Below are 16967 nucleotides of genomic sequence, written 5' to 3'. Positions count from 1 at the left end.
TCATGGGCACGTACGCAACTGAAGATGCACATTTTTTGTGCAAGGAAGGGGAATCACATGAAGCAACCCAGCGACGTTTTCAACGATCTGCAGTCGCGCGTCAGCGATCTGCTGAAAAACTCGCCGGCCAAGGACGTCGAGCGCAACGTGAAGGCCATGCTGTCGCAAGGCTTCTCGAAACTCGATCTCGTCACGCGCGAGGAATTCGACACGCAGGCGCAAGTACTCGCCCGCACCCGCGTGCGCCTCGAGGAACTCGAGAAACGCGTCGCGGAACTCGAGCAGAAGCTCGCCGCGCCGCAAGCCTGACGCCCTGACCGGCCGCAAGGTCCGGGCGCGGGCCGCCTCGTGAGGCCCGCGCCCGCCGCCTCAAGCAGTGAAGCACTGAAGCACTGAAGTCACCGTACCGCTCTTCGTCGTCCGTCGTTCCCCGCAGCACCCCCGCTCTTCGCTGTTCATCGCTCTTCGCAGTCCGTCGTTCCGCTGTGCCTCGTTCTTTCCCGCGCCACGCCGGCAAGCGCGCACCGATTCCTCCGATTCCCGCGGCATGCGGCCTCGAACGGCCGTCGTCCGTCTTGCTTACAGGAGCCTCGCCATGTCGCTCGCCGTGGTGCGCAGTCGCGCGCCCGCCTCCGGCCGTGCGCCGGACGTCACCGTCGAAGTCCATCTCGCCAACGGGTTGCCGTCGTTCTCGATCGTCGGCCTGCCCGATCTCGAAGTCCGCGAAAGCCGCGAGCGGGTGCGCGCCGCGCTGCAGAACTGCGGCTTCGAGTTCCCCGTGCGCCGCATCACCGTCAACCTCGCGCCGGCCGACCTGCCGAAGGAGTCGGGACGGTTCGACCTGCCGATCGCGCTCGGCATCCTCGCCGCGAACGGCCAGATCCCGGCCGACGCGCTGGCCGGCCGCGAATTCGCGGGTGAACTGTCGCTGACGGGCGCGCTGCGGCCGATGCGCGGCGCGTTCGCGATGGCGTGTGGCGTGGCGCGGGATGCGCAGTCAGCGGAAAGTGGCGCGGCTTCCGGCCTGGGTTCCGGCATCGGTGGCCAAGAGGCCGGCCCGAAGCGCTCCGCCGCCGCGTCGAACGCCCCCGAGCTGTACCTGCCGCTCGCCAGCGCCGCCGAGGCCGCGCTCGTGCCGGGCGTCACCGTGTTCGGCGCGCCGGACCTGCCCGCGCTGTGCGCGCACCTCACCGGCGCACCCGACGGGCGGCTCGCGCCGGTCGCCGCGCCGTGCCTCGACGGCCTGCCGACGCCGGCCGCCCCCGATCTCGCCGACGTGGTCGGCCAGCGCGGCGCCCGCCGCGCGCTGGAAGTCGCGGCCGCGGGCGGCCATCATATGCTGATGGTCGGGCCGCCGGGGGCCGGCAAGTCGATGCTGGCCGCACGACTCCCGGGCCTCCTGCCGCCGCTGACCGACGACGAGGCGCTGACGTCGGCGGCGCTCCTTTCCGCGAGCCGCCTCGGCTTCTCGCCCGCGCAGTGGCGCCGGCGGCCGTTCCGTGCACCGCATCACTCGTCGAGCGCCGCCGCGCTGGTCGGCGGCCGCAATCCGCCGCAACCGGGCGAGATCACGCTCGCGCACCTCGGCGTGCTGTTCCTCGATGAACTCCCGGAATTCGACCGGCACGTGCTCGAGATGCTGCGCGAACCGCTGGAGGCCGGCCGCATCACGATTTCACGCGCGGCCCAGCAAGCCGACTTCCCGGCCGCTTGCCAGCTGATTGCCGCGATGAATCCGTGCCCGTGCGGCTGGCACGGCGATCCGTCGGGGCGCTGCCGCTGCTCGCCTGACGTCGCCGCGCGCTACCTGCGCAAGCTGTCGGGGCCGCTCGTCGACCGCATCGACATCCAGATCGACCTGCCCGCGCTGTCGCCGGCCGAGCTCGCGACGCGCGCGTCGGCGCCCGGCGAGCCGAGTGCGGCGGTCGCTGCGCGGGTTGCGCACGCGCGTGCGCTGCAGCTCGATCGGCAGGGCAAGACGAACCACATGCTGAGCGGCCGCGAGACCGACGACCTGTGCCGGCCGACCGACGAAGGCGAACGGCTGCTGCGCGAGGCCGGCGAGCGCTTCGGCTGGTCGGCGCGCGCGTATTTCCGCGTGCTGAAGGTTGCGCGCACGATCGCCGACCTGGCCGGCGACCCGCTGCCGACAGCCGCGCAGATCGCCGAAGCGATCCGCTACCGGCGCGCACTGACGGCGCTCTGAACGCCCTCGGAGGACAAAATCCGGCTGTCAAGACTTGACTTATACACAATTCCGCGAATCCGGCCCCGGATCGGGGCTCGGCGAGACCTTTGCAGCACGGAATCCGTATCCCGTTGTTTTGATTGACTTTTATCAAAACGCGAGCGAGCGACCAAACGGGCCGGAAGGCCGTCCCGCGCGGCTTGGCGGGAATTCCGGGCGACTTTTCAACAAAGTTATCCACATGCGTTGTGGATAGCCGAAAAAACCTCGCAAAATCCGGCGACTAGCGTCGAAAGCTGCGAATGAACTTGCAGTTGTCACAGCGTGTCTGAGCGCCCTCTCCGGCCACCGTCAGTCGAGTTTGAACGACCCGAAAAACTGGTCGAGTTGCTCCTGTGCGAGCTTGCCATCGGCAATCACGACGGCCTGGTACGCGTGCCAGCCGCGCGCGACGAGTCGCGCAACAATCGTCTTGTGCGCGCGATCGCCGCCGGCGGCCGCGCCGGCGATGCGCAGCTCGACCCCGTTCACCGCGCCGCCGGCCGCAAGCGGCACGGGCACCGAAGCCGTCTGCGGCGCGCCTTCGAGATTGCGGGACAACCCGGCACGCAGGAACTCGAGCGCCGCGCGGCGCGTGTCGTCGCGGTCGTTCGGCAGCGTCAGCGTGCCGACCGCGAACACCGCGCCGTCGACGTGCGCGGCCTGCATCCGCATCGGCATCGACGCGCCGCCGATCGCCACCGGTTGCTCCTCCACGGTCGGCTTCGCCGGCAGGTCGATCGTGTAGCCGGCGTCGTTGTGCAGCGTGCGCCAGTCGTACGACGGCGAGCACGCGGCCAGCGCCGCGCTCATGCACGCGAGCGCGGCGAAGTGTCGCAGCGGACGGAAAAGGGGGCGCAACGAAACGGTGACTTCCTTCGGCATGGCGTGGATCGGGCAGGCAAAACGGGCATTATCCGCCGAACGTGAAATCCGGGATGTGCGGCCGCCGCCGGTGCGCTAGCCGCATTCGCGCTAAAATAAGCGTCGAATTTCGATGTCCTTTGCATTGATCCGCGTCATCGACCGACTCCGAGAGCACCAGATGAACACCACGCCTCCCGTCCGGCGCAGCGCCGGCCCCGTCCGCTACATCGTCGCCGCCGCCGTCGTCGCGGCGATCGCCGTCGCCGGCTTCTTCGCGTTCAACGGCAAGTCCAGCGTGCCGGACGCCACGTTCACGCTGCTGTCGGGCCAGAAAGTCTCGACGGCAGGCGACCTGAAAGGCAAGGTCTATCTCGTGAACTTCTGGGCGACGAGCTGCGCCACCTGCATGCAGGAAATGCCGCAGATGGTCGATACCTACAACCGCTTCAAGGGTCAGGGACTGGAATTCGTCGCGGTCGCGATGAACTACGATCCGCCGATGTACGTCGCGAACTACGCGCAGACGCGCCAGCTGCCGTTCAAGGTCGCGCTCGACGACGGCAGCGTCGCGAAGCAGTTCGGCAACGTGCAGCTCACGCCGACGACCTTCGTCGTCGACAAGGACGGCAAGATCCTGAAGCGCTACGTCGGCGCACCGCAGTTCGCGGAACTCGACGCGCTGCTCAAGAAGGCACTCGACGGCAACGCGGCCTGAGCGCCGCCCGATCCGGCTCGAAGGGCCGCGCACCGCGCCCTTCCCCGCACCACGGACCGCACGACCGGGCAACCCGGTTCCGCGGTCCGTTTGCTTTTCAGCGCTCGGTTTCGCCTTTCGCCGACAGCCCGTAGCGCTTCATCTTCTCGTACAGCGTCGCCTTGCCGACGTGCAGCCGGTCGGCCGTCGCGGCAACCGCGCCGCCCGTCTGGTTCAGCGCCTCGGCGATCACCGCGCGCTCGAATTGCTCGATGCGCTCCTTCAGCGTCTGCTCGTTGTCGGCGCCATCGCCGCTCGCGCCCGTCTCCTGCGGCATGTCGGCCACGCCGAGCACGAAGCGGTCGGCCGCGTTGCGCAGCTCGCGCACGTTGCCGGGCCAGTCGCGCTGCATCAGGCTCGCGCGCTGCCGGTCGGTCAGCACCGGCGCGGGCCGCGCATAGCGCACGGCCGCGTCGAGCATGAAGTGCTCGAACAGCGGCACGATGTCCTCGCGGCGCTCGGCCAGCGGCGGCAGCGCGATCGTCACGACGTTGAGGCGGTACAGCAGGTCGCGCCGGAACGTGCCGGCCGCGACGAGCTCGCTCATGTCGCCCTTCGCGGCCGCCACCACGCGGCAGTTCACGCGGATCGGCTGGTTCGAGCCGAGCCGCTCCAGCACGCCGTCCTGCAGCACGCGCAGCAGCTTCACCTGCAGCGCGAGCGGCATGCTTTCGATTTCGTCGAGGAACAGCGTGCCGCCCGACGCATATTCGAGCTTGCCGACGCGGCGCTTCGCGGCGCCGGTGAACGCGCCGGGCTCGTAGCCGAACATCTCCGATTCGAACATCGGCTCGGGCAGCGCGCCGCAATTCACCGCGATGAACGGCTTGTCGCGGCGCGGCGACAGCTCGTGCAGGCTGCGCGCGATCAGCTCCTTGCCGGCGCCGGTGTCGCCGTTGATCAGCACCGACGCATCGGTGGGCGCGACGTTCGCGATCAGCTTGCGCACCTGCTCGATTGCCGGGCTGCGGCCGATGATGCGCGGCGCGACGACGTTCTGCCCGGCCAGCTCGCGCCGCAGCGCGTGGTTCTCGAGCACGAGCTCGCGGCGCTCGAGCGCGCGGCGCACCGTCTCGATCAGGCGCTCGGCCGCGAACGGTTTTTCGATGAAGTCGTATGCGCCGTCGCGCATCGCCTGCACTGCCATCGAGATGTCGCCGTGCCCCGTGACGAGGATCACGGGCACGTCGGGCACGCGCTCGCGGCACTGCGCGAGCACGTCGAGCCCGCTCGCGCCGGGCAGCCGGATATCGCTGACGATCGCGCCGGCGTTGTCCGCGACGATCGCCTTCTCGGCCGCTTCGGCCGACTCGAAGCCGGCGACGTCGAACCCCGCCAGCTGAAGGCTCTGCACGCTGGCCCGGCGAACGAGCGCATCGTCTTCGATATAGATCACTTGCAGCCGGTTGGCCATCGTACTCACTTGCTCCTGACGGGCCGCGCGGCGGCAGCGCGCGCGGCGTCGTTGATACCGATCGTGCGCCGATCGGGCGGGCGGCGTGGCGCGCCTAGCGCGAGCCCGCCGGCTCGGACACGGAGTCCGGATGATGCGTGCGGGCGCGCCGCAGCGTCAAGACGAACAGCGCACCGCCCGACGGCGCGTTGCGCGCGGTGAGCGCACCGCCCGCGTCGCTCGCGATCGACGACGAGATCGCGAGGCCGAGGCCGAGCCCGCGCCCCATTTCCTTGGTCGTGAAGAACGGCTCGAACAGGCGCGGCAGCAGGTCGGGGGCAATACCGCTTCCGTTGTCGCGCACCTCGACGGCGAGCGTGGCCGCCGACACCGCGATCGTCACCTCGATCGCCGGCGCCGCGACGCCGGCCACCGCGTCGAGCGCGTTGCCGAGCAGGTTGATCAGCACCTGTTCGAGGCGCAGATCCTCGCAACGGGCGACGAGTTCGGGATAGTCGCGCGCCAGGTCGAGCGGCGCATCCTGCGCGGGCGACACGGTCGCGTCCTGCAGCGTCAGCGTGAGCGCGACGCCGCTCAGGCGCTCGCCAAGCAGCGACAGCACGCTGCGCAGCGCACGCACGACGAGCGCCTGCTCGTTGCGCGGCTTCGCGCGGCCGACGAACAGCTTCAGCTGGTTCGTGATCTTGCCCATCCGCTCGGTGAGCGCGGCGATCGCCTCGAGGTTTTCCCGCGCGGCCGCCTGCTCGCCGCGATCGAGCAGCACGCGCGTGTTGTCCGAGAAACTGCGCAGCGCCGCGAGCGGCTGGTTCAGTTCGTGCGTGATGCCGGCCGCCATCTGGCCGAGCGCGGCGAGCTTGCTCGCCTGAATCAGTTCGTCGTGCGCGGCGCGCAGCTCCTGCTCCGCGCGGATCCGGTCGCCGACTTCCTTCTGCAGCTGCTCGTTCGCCTCCGACAGGTCGGCCGTGCGCTCCTCGACGCGCCGGTTCAGCTCCGCATACGCCTGCTGCAGCAGCGCGCGGCCGCGGATCATTTCACGCACGCGCGCGCGGCGCATCCGCCAGTAGAACGCGAGCAGCGCGACCGACACGAAGCCGAAACCGGTGACGATCGTCGCGTTGCGCGCATCGGCATCGACGGGCGCGATCGGCGCGAGCGTGACGAGCAGCCAGTCGGGCTCGCCGATCCGGCGCTTGCTCGCGAGGAATCGCGGCGCGCGCAAGCCCGGGCCCAGGCGCACGATCTCCGCATCGGGGCCGAGCACCTGCTCGATGCGCAGCGGCAACGGCGTGACGGGCTGCTGCGCGTACTGGCGCGTCTCGTAGATCGACGCGGCGACGGAGCCCGTCAGCGGCCGCAGCGTGTGGTACTTCCACGCGGGCACCGACGACAGGAACACAACGCCGTGGTCGTCCACGACGACGAGCGGCTCGGATGCATCGGCGCCCTGGAACCATTCGAGGTTGAGCTTCACGACGACCACGCCCGCGATCTTGCCGTCGCGCCATACGGGCTGCGAGATGTAGTAGCCGGGATCGCGCGAGATCGTGCCGATTCCGAAGAAGCGGCCGACCTGGCCGTTCATCGCATCGAGGAAATACGGGCGGAAGCGGTATTCGATCCCGACGAAGCTGTCGGGCGCGCGCCAGTTGCTGGCGGCGACACACAGGCCGTCCGCGCCGATCACGTAGGTGACGGTCGCGTGCGCGTGTTCGTTGAGGTCTTCGAGATAGCGATTGACGCGCCCGGTGTAGTCGGCGCGCGTCGGCTCGGCGAGCAGGTCCTGCACATACGGATGGCTGCCGAGCAGATAGGGCAGCGACTCGTAGCGGTCGAGCGTGCTCTTGAGCGCGTTGGTGGTGCGGTCGACACGCACCGCGGCGTTGCGCTGCAGCTCCGCGACACCGCGCCGCCAGGTGATCGTCCACGTCAGCGTGCACGCCGCGGCGAGCGCGGCGGCAAGCACGACGAGAATGAGCAGGCGGCGCGTCACGGTCGAGGCTTCCTGGCGATGCGGATCGCCTATTGTGTCATAGGCCTCCGCCCTTCCGCCTCGAGCGCCGCGGCTCGCACCGCCGGCGGGCGGTGCCGCCGCCTGCTCCTTCATGACGTCAGACGCCGGCCGTCTCGGTCGGCGTCACTTCGCCGCCGCCCTTCAGCGCCTGGCGCAGCTTGTTGCGATCGAGCTCCTTCTCCCAGGCCGACACGACGACCGTCGCGACGCCGTTGCCGACGATGTTGGTCAGCGCACGGCATTCGCTCATGAAGCGGTCGATGCCGAGGATCAGCACCATGCCCGACAGCGGGATCGTCGGCACGACGGCCAGCGTCGCGGCGAGCGTGATGAAGCCCGCGCCCGTGACGCCGCTCGCGCCCTTCGACGTCAGCATCGCGACGGCCAGCAGCGTGAGCTGCTGCATCCACGTCAGTTCGATGTTGGTCGCCTGCGCGATGAACAGCACGGCCATCGTCATGTAGATGTTGGTGCCGTCGAGGTTGAACGAATAGCCGGTCGGCACGACGAGGCCGACGACCGAACGCGAGCAGCCGGCCTTCTCGAGCTTTTCCATCAGCTGCGGCAGCGCGGCTTCCGACGAGCTCGTGCCGAGCACGATCAGCAGCTCTTCCTTGATGTAGGACACGAAGCGGATGATCGAGAAGCCGGTGAAGCGCGCGATCGTGCCGAGCACGACGAGCACGAACACCACCGACGTCAGGTAGAAGGTGCCGATCAGCTTGAGCAGCGGCACCAGCGAGCCGACGCCGTACTTGCCGATCGTGAACGCCATCGCGCCGAACGCGCCGATCGGCGCCAGCTTCGTGACGATGTGCACGATGCCGAACAGCACGCGCGTGAGCCCGTCGATGAAATCGGTGACGACCTTGCCGCGCTCGCCGAGGTGCGCGAGCACGCTGCCGAACAGCAGTGCGATCAGCAGGATCTGCAGGATCTCGCCTTGCGCGAACGCATCGACCATCGTGTTCGGGATGATGTGCATCAGGAAGTCGACCGTCGACTGCCCGTGCGCCTTCGCCGCGTACGACGCGACGGCCTTGCCGTCGAGCGTCGCCGGATCGATGTTGAAGCCGACGCCCGGACGCAGGATGTGGGTGGCCGCCAGGCCGAGCACCAGCGCGAAGGTCGACACGATCTCGAAGTACAGCAGCGCCTTGCCGCCGACGCGGCCGACCTTCTTCATGTCCTCCATGCCGGCGATGCCGGTGACGACCGTACAGAAGATGATCGGGCCGATCACCATCTTGATCAGCTTGATGAAGCCGTCGCCGAGCGGCTTCATGTCGGTGGCGATCGACGGATAGAAGTGGCCGAGGATCACGCCGACGATGATGGCGAAGATCACCTGCACATAGAGCACTTTGTAGAAGGGTTTCTTCTTCACGATGGTTCCTGCAGAAGTAGATGAGCCGATGGAAACGGCGTCACGCGCGCGGACGAATGTCACAGGGGAGATTCACTCGCCCGCGCGGCTGCCGTGCCGCAACAAGCGATGCCTCAGGACATCCGGAGGGGGAGGAAGGCAGTGGTCATCGATTGTCTCCTTGCTTGCTGTAGTAGTTCGGCCGGGGGACGGCCGTGCGCTTTATATTGCAAGGTCGATGCCAGGTTCCTGAAACCCGTCAAGCCTTTGTATTCATTGTATTTCTCATAATGCGGCAGGCAAGGAAATCCGGGATTCCGGATTTCCGGAAAATATCCGTCCGGCGATCCGGACGGATGCATTCATTCATCCGATGAATCAGTGCTGCACGGCGCGGCCGGCCAGCACGCCCGTCTGCGCGTAGAACTCCTGCTGCGCGAACGCGTCGCGCTCGCGCCGCGCGCGCTCGCCGCGATCCGCGAGCGAGCCGACGACGATCCCGATGAACGCGAGCGGCACCGACACGAGCGCCGGGTTGTCGAGGAACACCGGCGCGTGCGCGTGGTGCAGCACGTCGACCCACACCGACTTCGACAGCACCGTGAGCGCGACCGCCGACACGAGGCCGAGGCCGCCGCCGAGCACCGCGCCGCGCGTCGTCATCCCGCGCCAGAAGATCGACATCGCGAGCACCGGGAAATTGGCGCTCGCGGCCACCGCCGCGACGAGGCCGACCATGAACGCGACGTTCACGTGCTCGAACAGGATCGACAGCCCGATCGCGACCGCCGACAGCGCGATCGTCGCCGCGCGCGAGATGCGCATCTCGACGCGCTCGTCGGGCTTGCCGCGCGCCCACATCTGCGCATACAGGTCGTGCGAGATCGTCGTTGCGCCGGCGAGCGTCAGGCCCGCGACCACCGCGAGGATCGTCGCGAACGTGACGGCCGCGATGAAGCCGTAGAACCAGTTCCCGCCGACCGCCTGCGCCAGCTTCACCGCGACCATGTTCGAGCCGCCGAGCAGATCGTGCGTCAGGTTGAACGTGCCGTTCGCGCCGAGCTTGAAGAACTCCGGATGCTGCGCGAGCAGCACGATCGCCGAGAAGCCGATCACGAAGGTCAGCAAATAGAAATAGCCGATGAAGCCGGTCGCGTAGAGCACCGACTTGCGCGCCTCCTTCGCGTTCGGCACCGTGAAGAAGCGCATCAGGATGTGCGGGAAGCCGGCCGTGCCGAACATCAGCGCGATGCCGAGCGACAGCGCGTTGGCCGGATCGCGGATCAGCTTGCCGGGGCCCATGATCGACAGCGCGCCCGGATGCACGGCCACCGCGCGGCGGAACATCTCGTCGATGCTGAAGCCGAATTCGCTGAGCGCGAGCACGACGAGCAGCGTCGCGCCGCACAGCAGCAGCACGGCCTTGATCACCTGCACCCAGGTGGTGGCCGTCATCCCGCCGAAGAACACGTAGACCACCATCAGCACGCCGACGATCAGCTCGGCCGTGCCGTACGACAACCCGAACAGCAGCTGGATCAGCTTGCCCGCGCCGACCATCTGCACGACGAGGTACAGCACGACGATGGTCAGCGAATTCGCGGACGTCAGCAGCCGGATCGGCCGCTGCGCGAAGCGGTACGCGACGACGTCGACGAACGTGAACTTGCCGAGGTTGCGCAAGGGTTCCGCGATCAGGAACATCACGAACGGCCAGCCGACCAGAAAGCCGATCGAGTAGATGAGCCCGTCGAAGCCGAACATGAACACCATCCCCGACAGCCCGAGGAACGACGCGGCCGACATGTAGTCGCCCGCGATCGCGAGCCCGTTCTGCAGCCCGGTGATGCCGCCGCCGGCCGTGTAGAAGTCGCGTGTCGAGCGCGTGCGGCGCGCGGCCCAGCGCGTGAGCGCGAGCGTCGCGAACACGAACGCGAAGAACATCCCGATCGCGACCGGGTTCAGTTCGACCTTGTCGGGCATCGGGCCCGCGACCGATACCGCGTGCGCGGCGGAGGAAACGAGAACGGCAGGCGCGCCGAGCGCCGTCGAGAGTCGTCGCATGTCGGCCTCCGTCACGAACGCTGCAGGATCGCGTCGACGCGGCGGTCGAACGCACGGTTCGCGCGCAGCACGTAGCACGCCGTCAGGCTGATCGCGACCAGGATGATCGCGACGCCGGCGGCGATGCCGACCGTCATCGTCGCACCGCGGTACAGCGGCGCGGCGAGCACGTGCGGCGCGAGCGCGACGAGCAGGATGAAGCCGTAGTACGTGGCGATCATCAGCGCCGTCAGCGTGAAGCTGAAGCGGCGCCGCGCCCGCACGAGCTGCTGGTAGTCACGGCGCGCCGTGACCGATTCGATGACGGAAAGCTCCATGGTGTCTCCATTTCCGCCTCGTCATTGCGAGGGGTGTCTTGTGGATGGATGGCGCGCCTACCGATCCGCCCGCGCCCCAGCGGTGCAATGCAACGTGTCCCGCCCGTGCGTGGGCGTGTGCTCAGACCACGCGATCCGCCCGCAGCCGCGCAACCTCGTCGGTCGACATCCCGAGCCAGCCGCCGAGCACCGCCTCCGTATCGGCACCGAGCACCGGCGGCGCACCGCGCACCGGCAACCGCGCGCCATCGAACCGGTACGGCGGCGCCAGCACGTCGACGCCGCCCGCGACCGGGTGCGGCTGCCGCGTGACGAGCCCCGCGCGCGTCGCGCGTTCCGACTTCAGCGCCTCGTGCAGCCCGAGCACTTCGCCGCACGGAATGCCCGCCTCGGCGAGTGCCGCGAGCAACGTCGCGCGCGACCGGCGGGCGAGTTCACGACCAATCTCCGGCAGCAGCTCAGCGCGGTTTTCCGAGCGGCCGAGGTTGGTCTTGTAACGCGTGTCGGCTGCGAGGTCAGGCCGTTCGATCACCGCGCAGAAGCGCGCGAACTGCGCGTTGTTGCCGACCGTGATCACGAACGGGCCGTCGGCCGCGTCGAACACGCCATACGGCACGATCGACGGATGCGCGTTGCCGTAGCGCGGTGGGTCCTCGCCCATCAGCAGCGCGTCGAGCCCGTAGTACGCGGTGATCATCAGCCCGCAGTCGAACAGCGCCATTTCGATGCGCCGCCCGCGCCCCGTTGCGTGTCGTTCGTACAGCGCGGCGAGGATCGCCTGCGCCGAATACATCCCGGTGAACAGGTCGACCGCCGCGACGCCGAACTTCAGCGGCGGCTGGCCGGCTTCGCCGTTCAGCGCCATCAGCCCGGCCTCGCCCTGCACGACGAGGTCGTAGCCGGGCCGCGCAGCCTCGGCACCCGAGCGGTCGTAGCCGGAAATCGCGCAGTGCACGACGCGCGGATTCAGCTCGGCCAGCGCGTCGTAGCCGAGCCCGAGCTTTTCCGCGCCGCCGAACTTGAAGTTGTGGAGCACCACGTCGGCCTGCGCGGCCAGCTCGCGCGCGAGCCGGCGCCCGTCTTCAGTCTGCAGGTCGAGACAGATCGAGCGCTTGCTGCGGTTCACGCTGTTGAAGTAGGTCGTCTCGGTGTCGCCGATCCTCAAGCCCCAGTCGCGCGTATCGTCGCCGCGCGCCGGATGCTCGACCTTGATTACTTCCGCACCGAAATCGGCGAGCACCATCGCGCACCACGGGCCCGCGAGCACGCGCGAGAAATCGAGCACCTTCACACCGGCCAGCGGCAATGCGTGCGATTCGTTCGTCATCCTTGTCTCCTCCGTTCGCGTCGTTCGTCTTTACTGTTTCGACAGCGCGATGTAGCGCGCGAGGTGATGATCCTCGTCGCCGAGCTGGTGATCGATCATCACGAGGCGCTTCGCGTAGTGCGACAGCGGCAGCTCCCACGTCATCCCGATCCCGCCGTGCAGCTGGATGCTCTCCTCGGCGACGAGCGTGCCGATCCGGCCGATCGTGACCTTCGCCGCCGCGAGCGCGCGTTCGCGCACCGCGCGCGGCGCATCGAGCTGCGCGGCCGCGTTGATCACGGCCGAGCGCGCCTGCTCGACTTCGAGCAGCAGGTCGGCCATCCGGTGCTGCAGCGCCTGGAAGCTGCCGATCGGCAAGCCGAACTGCTTGCGCGTGCGCAGGTAGTCGAGCGTGTATTCCTTCGCGACGTCCATCGCGCCGAGCGCCTCCGCCGACAGCGCGAGCAAGCCGTAGCCGAGCACGCGTTCGAGCAGCTCGGCGCCTGCTTCACCGTCGTGCGTGCCGAGCGCGGCGTCGGCCGGCAGCACGACGCGCTCGAAGCGCACCTCGGCCGCGCGGCCGCCGTCGATCTTCCGGTAGTCGCGCAGCGATACGCCCGGCGCATCGGCCGGCACGACGAACAGGCCGATGCCGGCCGCATCGTCGTCGTGACCCGACACGCGCGCGCTGACGACGAAGAACGCCGCTTGCGCGGCCTGGTCGACGACGCCCTTCGCGCCCGTCAGCACCCAGCCGGCGCCCGAGCGTTCGGCGCGCGTGCGCACGGTCGTCAGTTCGTAGTGCGAGCCGGGTTCGTCATGCGCGAACGCGGCGCTCGCGCTGCCGTCAATCAGCGCCGCGAGCCGGTCGCGATGCGCGGCGCCGCCGGCGAGCGACAGCGCACGTCCCGCGAGCAGCGCGCCGAGGAACGGCTCGACGACGAGCCCGCGCCCGAGGCATTCGAACACCACGGCGATGTCGAAGCCCGCGCCGCCGAAGCCGCCGTCGGCTTCGGCAAACAGCGCGCCGACCGTGCCGAGCTCGGCAAAGCGCTGCCACATCGCGCGATCGAACCCCTCGGCCGACTGCGCGATGCGATCGCGCACCGGGAACGCGTACTGTTCGGCGATGAAGCGGTTCAACGTATCCGCCAGCATCCGGCGGTCTTCTGTGTGCTGGAAATCCATCGTCGCGTCCCTCGTTACAGCCCGAGCATCATCTTCGCGATGATGTTCTTCTGGATCTCGTTCGAGCCGCCGAAGATCGACAGCTTCCGGTTGTTGAAGTACTGCTGCGCGGCGCTCGCGGCGTCGTCCGGGCCGACCGGCTCGCCGTCGTAATCGGCATCGAGCGCTTCGTCGACGAACGGCTGCGCGTACGGCCCCATCGCGCGCCGCATCAGCGCGGTGATCTCCTGGCGGATCTGCGTGCCGCGGATCTTCAGCATCGAGCTTTCCGCACCCGGCGCGCCGCCGCCCGCGACCGCGGCCAGCACGCGCAGGTTGGTCGTGCGCATGTTCTCGAGTTCGATCTCGACCCGCGCGACACGCGCCGCGAAAAACGGATCGTCCGCGAGCGGCCGGCCGTTCTTCATGACCTTCGCGGCCACCGCGCGCAACCGGTCGAGCGCGGCCGTCGAGAAGCCGATTCCCGCGATGTTGGTGCGCTCGTACGTGAGCAGGTATTTCGCGTAGGTCCAGCCGCGGTTCTCTTCGCCCACGAGGTTGGCCGCCGGCACGCGCACGTCGGTGAAGAACACCTCGTTCACTTCGTGCTCGCCGTCGAGCGTGACGATCGGGCGCACCTCGACACCCGGCGTGTTCATGTCGATCAGCAGGAAGCTGATGCCTTCCTGCTTGCGCACGTCGGTCGCGGTGCGCACGAGGCAGAAGATCATGTTCGCGTAGTGGCCGAGCGTGGTCCACGTCTTCTGGCCGTTCACGAGGTAATGCTCGCCCTGCGCGTCGATGCCGCGCACCGCGCTCGTCTTCACCGCCGCGAGATCGGAACCGGCGCCCGGCTCCGAGTAGCCCTGGCACCACCAGTCGGTGCCGTCGAGGATGCGCGGCAGCCAGTGGCGCCGCTGCGCGTCGTTGCCGTACTTGATCAGCACGGGGCCGAGCATGTTCACGCCGAACGGCACGATGCGCGGCGCACCCGCGAGCGCGCATTCGTTGTCGAACAGGAACTTCTGCGCGACGCTCCAGCCGGGGCCGCCGTATTCGCGCGGCCAGTGGCTCGCGAGCCAACCGCGCGCGTTGAGGATCGCGTGCCATTCGCGCATGTCGTCGCGCGTGAGATGCAGGCCGCCCTTCACCTTGCGCGCGATGCGCGCGGGCAGTTCGGCTCGCAGGAAGCGCTGCACTTCCGTGCGGAAGGCTTCCTCTTCGGGAGTGAAATTGAGGTCCATCTTCGGTCCGTGGCGAATGCGGTGGGCGGTCAGTCGATGCGGTTCAGGCTCGCGAAATCCGCGCCGCGCGCGACGAGATCGACGAGCAGCGGCGACGGCTTCCAGAACAGCGGATCTTCCTTCGCGAACGCGCGGATATCGGCGAGCACGTTCGCGAGGCCGACCGTGTCCGCGTAATGCATCGGGCCGCCGCGATAGCGCGGGAAGCCGTAGCCGTGCAGGAACACCGCATCGACATCGAGCGGGCGCAGCGCGATCTTCTCGTGCACGACGTTCGCGCCTTCGTTGATCATCGCGGCGAGGTAGCGGCGCAGGATCTCGTCGTCGGTGAACGTGCGCGGCGTGACGCCCTTCTTCGCGCGTTCTTCCGCGACGATCGCCTCGACTTCCGGGTCCGGCGTGCCGACACGCGCGCCGTCCGGATACAGGTAGTAGCCGCGCGCGGTCTTCTGGCCGAACCAGCCGCGCTCGCACAGCCGGTCGGAAATTTCCACGTAGCGCGCACGCGGGTCGCGCGTCGCCGCGCGGCGCTTGCGGGTCGCCCAGCCGATGTCGCCGCCCGCGAGGTCGACGACCTGGAACGGCCCCATCGCGAAGCCGAATTCGCGCACCGCGCGATCGATCTGGTACGGCGACGCGCCGTCTTCCATCAGGGTGTCGGCCGCCGTGCGATAGACCGCGAGGATCCGGTTGCCGATGAAGCCGTCGCACACGCCGGCGCGCACCGGCGTCTTCTTCAGCTGCTTCGCCAGCGCGAACGCGGTCGCGACGACGTCCGCGCTCACGCGCGCAGGCACGACGATCTCGAGCAGCTTCATCACGTTGGCCGGCGAGAAGAAATGCAGGCCGATCACGTCGGCCGGCCGGTCGATGCTGGCGGCCAGCGCGTCGATGTCGAGATACGACGTGTTGGTCGCGAGCACCGCGCCCGGCTTGCACACGCGCGCGAGTTCGGCGAACACGGCCTGCTTGACGGCCATGTCCTCGAATACCGCCTCGATCACGACGTCGGCCTGCGCGAGCGCGTCGTACGACGTGCTGCCCTTGAAGCGTGCGAGCCGCGCCGCGTGCGCGGCCGGCGTCATCCGCCCTTTCGCGACGAGGCCGTCATATACCTTCTCGACGTGCGCGCGGCCGCGTGCGAGCGATGCTTCGTCGCGTTCGATCATCGTCACCGGCAGCCCGGCATCGAGCGCCGCGACCGCGATGCCCGCGCCCATCGTGCCGCCGCCGACCACGCCGATCCGCTCGACCGGCCGCGCGCTCGCGCGCCGCGCCTCGGGCGCCTTCGCCGCTTCGCGCTCCGCGAAGAACGCATGCACGAGGCCCGCGCGCTGCGGGCTGTCGATGCACTGCAGGAACAGGCTGCGCTCGAGCTTCATCCCCGCGTCGAACGACTGCGTGAGCGCGGCCTCGACCGCGTCGACGATCTTCGCCGGCGAGAACAGGCCACGCGATTTCTTCGGCAATTCCGCGCGCGCCGCATCGATCGCGGCCTGCGCGGCCACGCGATCGGCGAGCCCCCGCGCATCGCGCGTGCGGCGCACCGGCGCGCCGAGCGACACGAGTTCCTGCGCGTACGCGAGGCCTTCGGCGAGCGTGTCGTCGCTGTGCGCGACGCGGTCGACGAGGCCCAGCGCGAGCGCTTCGTCCGCGCTCACATGACGCCCGGTCAGCATCAGGTCGAGCGCGGCCTTCGCACCGATCAGGCGCGGCGCGCGCTGTGTGCCGCCTGCGCCCGGCAGCAGGCCGAGCGTGACTTCGGGCAGCCCGAGCTTCGTGCCGGGTACCGCGAGCCGGTAATGCGCGGCGAGCGCGACTTCGAGGCCGCCGCCGAGCGTCGCGCCGTGCAGCGCGACCACGACCGGCTTCGTGCCCGATTCGATCCGCTCGCATACATCCGGCAGCGACGGCGGCACGATCGGCTTGCCGAATTCGCGGATGTCGGCACCCGCGATGAAGTTGCGGCCGGCGCCGACGATCAGCACCGCGCGGATCGCGTCGTCGGCCTGCGCGGCGTCGAGCGCGTCGGCGAGGCCGCGCCGCACCTCGGCGGACAGCGCGTTGACGGGCGGATGGTCGATCGTGACGACGAGCACCTTGTCGCGCCGTTCGCGCGTGACGGTGCCGGCCGGGCTGGCGGGGGAAGCGGGTGAATTCATCGTGTCTCCTTGACGCGGCGGCGGGTGCGTCGACGCCGGTTCGTGGCTCACGGCCACGAGTGGCGCCG

General features: G+C 69.1%; 13 protein-coding genes. 3 read left to right on the top strand and 10 right to left on the bottom strand.

Annotated elements, in window-relative coordinates; all coding sequences use genetic code 11:
* Window positions 1–57: 57 nt before the first annotated feature.
* Together CFB34_RS25775 and CFB34_RS25770 are read left to right on the top strand one after the other, a co-directional pair.
* On the top strand, window positions 58–309 hold the full coding sequence (locus CFB34_RS25775; RefSeq protein ID WP_006489451.1) for an accessory factor UbiK family protein: 252 nt from the start codon (window positions 58–60) through the stop codon (window positions 307–309).
* A 286-nt stretch (window positions 310–595) separates the two neighbouring features.
* Window positions 596–2206 (top strand): YifB family Mg chelatase-like AAA ATPase, encoded by a 1611-nt coding sequence (locus CFB34_RS25770; protein WP_089441087.1) that lies wholly within the window; start codon window positions 596–598, stop codon window positions 2204–2206.
* A 333-nt stretch (window positions 2207–2539) separates the two neighbouring features.
* Here CFB34_RS25770 and CFB34_RS25765 read toward each other — a convergent pair whose 3' ends face one another.
* The gene (locus tag CFB34_RS25765) at window positions 2540–3112 is read right to left on the bottom strand and encodes a hypothetical protein (RefSeq protein ID WP_089441088.1); all 573 of its coding nucleotides are present in this window, start codon (window positions 3110–3112) and stop codon (window positions 2540–2542) included.
* Window positions 3113–3272: 160 nt separating this feature from the next.
* Here CFB34_RS25765 and CFB34_RS25760 point away from each other — a divergent pair, with 160 nt between their 5' ends.
* Window positions 3273–3809: a TlpA disulfide reductase family protein gene (locus tag CFB34_RS25760; RefSeq protein WP_089426404.1), complete on the top strand. Its 537-nt coding sequence runs from the start codon at window positions 3273–3275 to the stop codon at window positions 3807–3809.
* Window positions 3810–3906: 97 nt separating this feature from the next.
* Here the strand turns inward: CFB34_RS25760 and CFB34_RS25755 are convergent, their stop codons facing one another.
* From CFB34_RS25755 to CFB34_RS25715, 9 genes are all read right to left on the bottom strand, one after another.
* Window positions 3907–5262, bottom strand: a complete 1356-nt coding sequence (locus tag CFB34_RS25755) for a sigma-54 dependent transcriptional regulator (RefSeq protein ID WP_089441089.1) — start codon at window positions 5260–5262, stop codon at window positions 3907–3909.
* 94 nt (window positions 5263–5356) lie between these two features.
* Window positions 5357–7366: an ATP-binding protein gene (locus tag CFB34_RS25750; RefSeq protein ID WP_089441090.1), complete on the bottom strand. Its 2010-nt coding sequence runs from the start codon at window positions 7364–7366 to the stop codon at window positions 5357–5359.
* A 4-nt stretch (window positions 7367–7370) separates the two neighbouring features.
* Window positions 7371–8660 (bottom strand): dicarboxylate/amino acid:cation symporter, encoded by a 1290-nt coding sequence (locus CFB34_RS25745; protein WP_039346259.1) that lies wholly within the window; start codon window positions 8658–8660, stop codon window positions 7371–7373.
* 357 nt (window positions 8661–9017) lie between these two features.
* Window positions 9018–10703: a cation acetate symporter gene (locus CFB34_RS25740; RefSeq protein ID WP_089441091.1), complete on the bottom strand. Its 1686-nt coding sequence runs from the start codon at window positions 10701–10703 to the stop codon at window positions 9018–9020.
* 11 nt (window positions 10704–10714) lie between these two features.
* Window positions 10715–11020, bottom strand: a complete 306-nt coding sequence (locus CFB34_RS25735) for a DUF485 domain-containing protein (protein WP_039346261.1) — start codon at window positions 11018–11020, stop codon at window positions 10715–10717.
* 121 nt (window positions 11021–11141) lie between these two features.
* Window positions 11142–12347: a CaiB/BaiF CoA-transferase family protein gene (locus CFB34_RS25730; RefSeq protein WP_089441092.1), complete on the bottom strand. Its 1206-nt coding sequence runs from the start codon at window positions 12345–12347 to the stop codon at window positions 11142–11144.
* A 30-nt stretch (window positions 12348–12377) separates the two neighbouring features.
* Window positions 12378–13514, bottom strand: coding sequence for an acyl-CoA dehydrogenase family protein (locus CFB34_RS25725; RefSeq protein ID WP_089441093.1), 1137 nt, complete (start codon window positions 13512–13514; stop codon window positions 12378–12380).
* A 14-nt stretch (window positions 13515–13528) separates the two neighbouring features.
* The gene (locus tag CFB34_RS25720) at window positions 13529–14737 is read right to left on the bottom strand and encodes an acyl-CoA dehydrogenase family protein (protein ID WP_089441094.1); all 1209 of its coding nucleotides are present in this window, start codon (window positions 14735–14737) and stop codon (window positions 13529–13531) included.
* A 29-nt stretch (window positions 14738–14766) separates the two neighbouring features.
* Window positions 14767–16899 (bottom strand): 3-hydroxyacyl-CoA dehydrogenase NAD-binding domain-containing protein, encoded by a 2133-nt coding sequence (locus CFB34_RS25715; RefSeq protein WP_089441095.1) that lies wholly within the window; start codon window positions 16897–16899, stop codon window positions 14767–14769.
* Between the last annotated feature and the right edge of the window lie 68 nt (window positions 16900–16967).

Origin of the sequence: Burkholderia sp. HI4860 (assembly GCF_002223045.2) — a bacterium.
Taxonomy (GTDB): Bacteria; Pseudomonadota; Gammaproteobacteria; order Burkholderiales; family Burkholderiaceae; genus Burkholderia.
Note: the sequence above shows the minus strand (reverse complement) of the source record. Positions and strands in the feature narration are given on the sequence as shown.

Excerpts from the sequence above, each read along its gene's own strand:
- CFB34_RS25715 (WP_089441095.1), bottom strand. The coding sequence starts at position 16,899 with ATGAATTCACCCGCTTCCCCCGCCAGCCCGGCCGGCACCGTCACGCGC.
- CFB34_RS25740 (WP_089441091.1), bottom strand. The coding sequence starts at position 10,703 with ATGCGACGACTCTCGACGGCGCTCGGCGCGCCTGCCGTTCTCGTTTCC.
- CFB34_RS25720 (WP_089441094.1), bottom strand. The coding sequence starts at position 14,737 with ATGGACCTCAATTTCACTCCCGAAGAGGAAGCCTTCCGCACGGAAGTG.
- CFB34_RS25750 (WP_089441090.1), bottom strand. The coding sequence starts at position 7,366 with ATGAAGGAGCAGGCGGCGGCACCGCCCGCCGGCGGTGCGAGCCGCGGC.
- CFB34_RS25730 (WP_089441092.1), bottom strand. The coding sequence starts at position 12,347 with ATGACGAACGAATCGCACGCATTGCCGCTGGCCGGTGTGAAGGTGCTC.
- CFB34_RS25775 (WP_006489451.1), top strand. The coding sequence starts at position 58 with ATGAAGCAACCCAGCGACGTTTTCAACGATCTGCAGTCGCGCGTCAGC.
- CFB34_RS25755 (WP_089441089.1), bottom strand. The coding sequence starts at position 5,262 with ATGGCCAACCGGCTGCAAGTGATCTATATCGAAGACGATGCGCTCGTT.
- CFB34_RS25735 (WP_039346261.1), bottom strand. The coding sequence starts at position 11,020 with ATGGAGCTTTCCGTCATCGAATCGGTCACGGCGCGCCGTGACTACCAG.
- CFB34_RS25725 (WP_089441093.1), bottom strand. The coding sequence starts at position 13,514 with ATGGATTTCCAGCACACAGAAGACCGCCGGATGCTGGCGGATACGTTG.
- CFB34_RS25765 (WP_089441088.1), bottom strand. The coding sequence starts at position 3,112 with ATGCCGAAGGAAGTCACCGTTTCGTTGCGCCCCCTTTTCCGTCCGCTG.
- CFB34_RS25770 (WP_089441087.1), top strand. The coding sequence starts at position 596 with ATGTCGCTCGCCGTGGTGCGCAGTCGCGCGCCCGCCTCCGGCCGTGCG.
- CFB34_RS25760 (WP_089426404.1), top strand. The coding sequence starts at position 3,273 with ATGAACACCACGCCTCCCGTCCGGCGCAGCGCCGGCCCCGTCCGCTAC.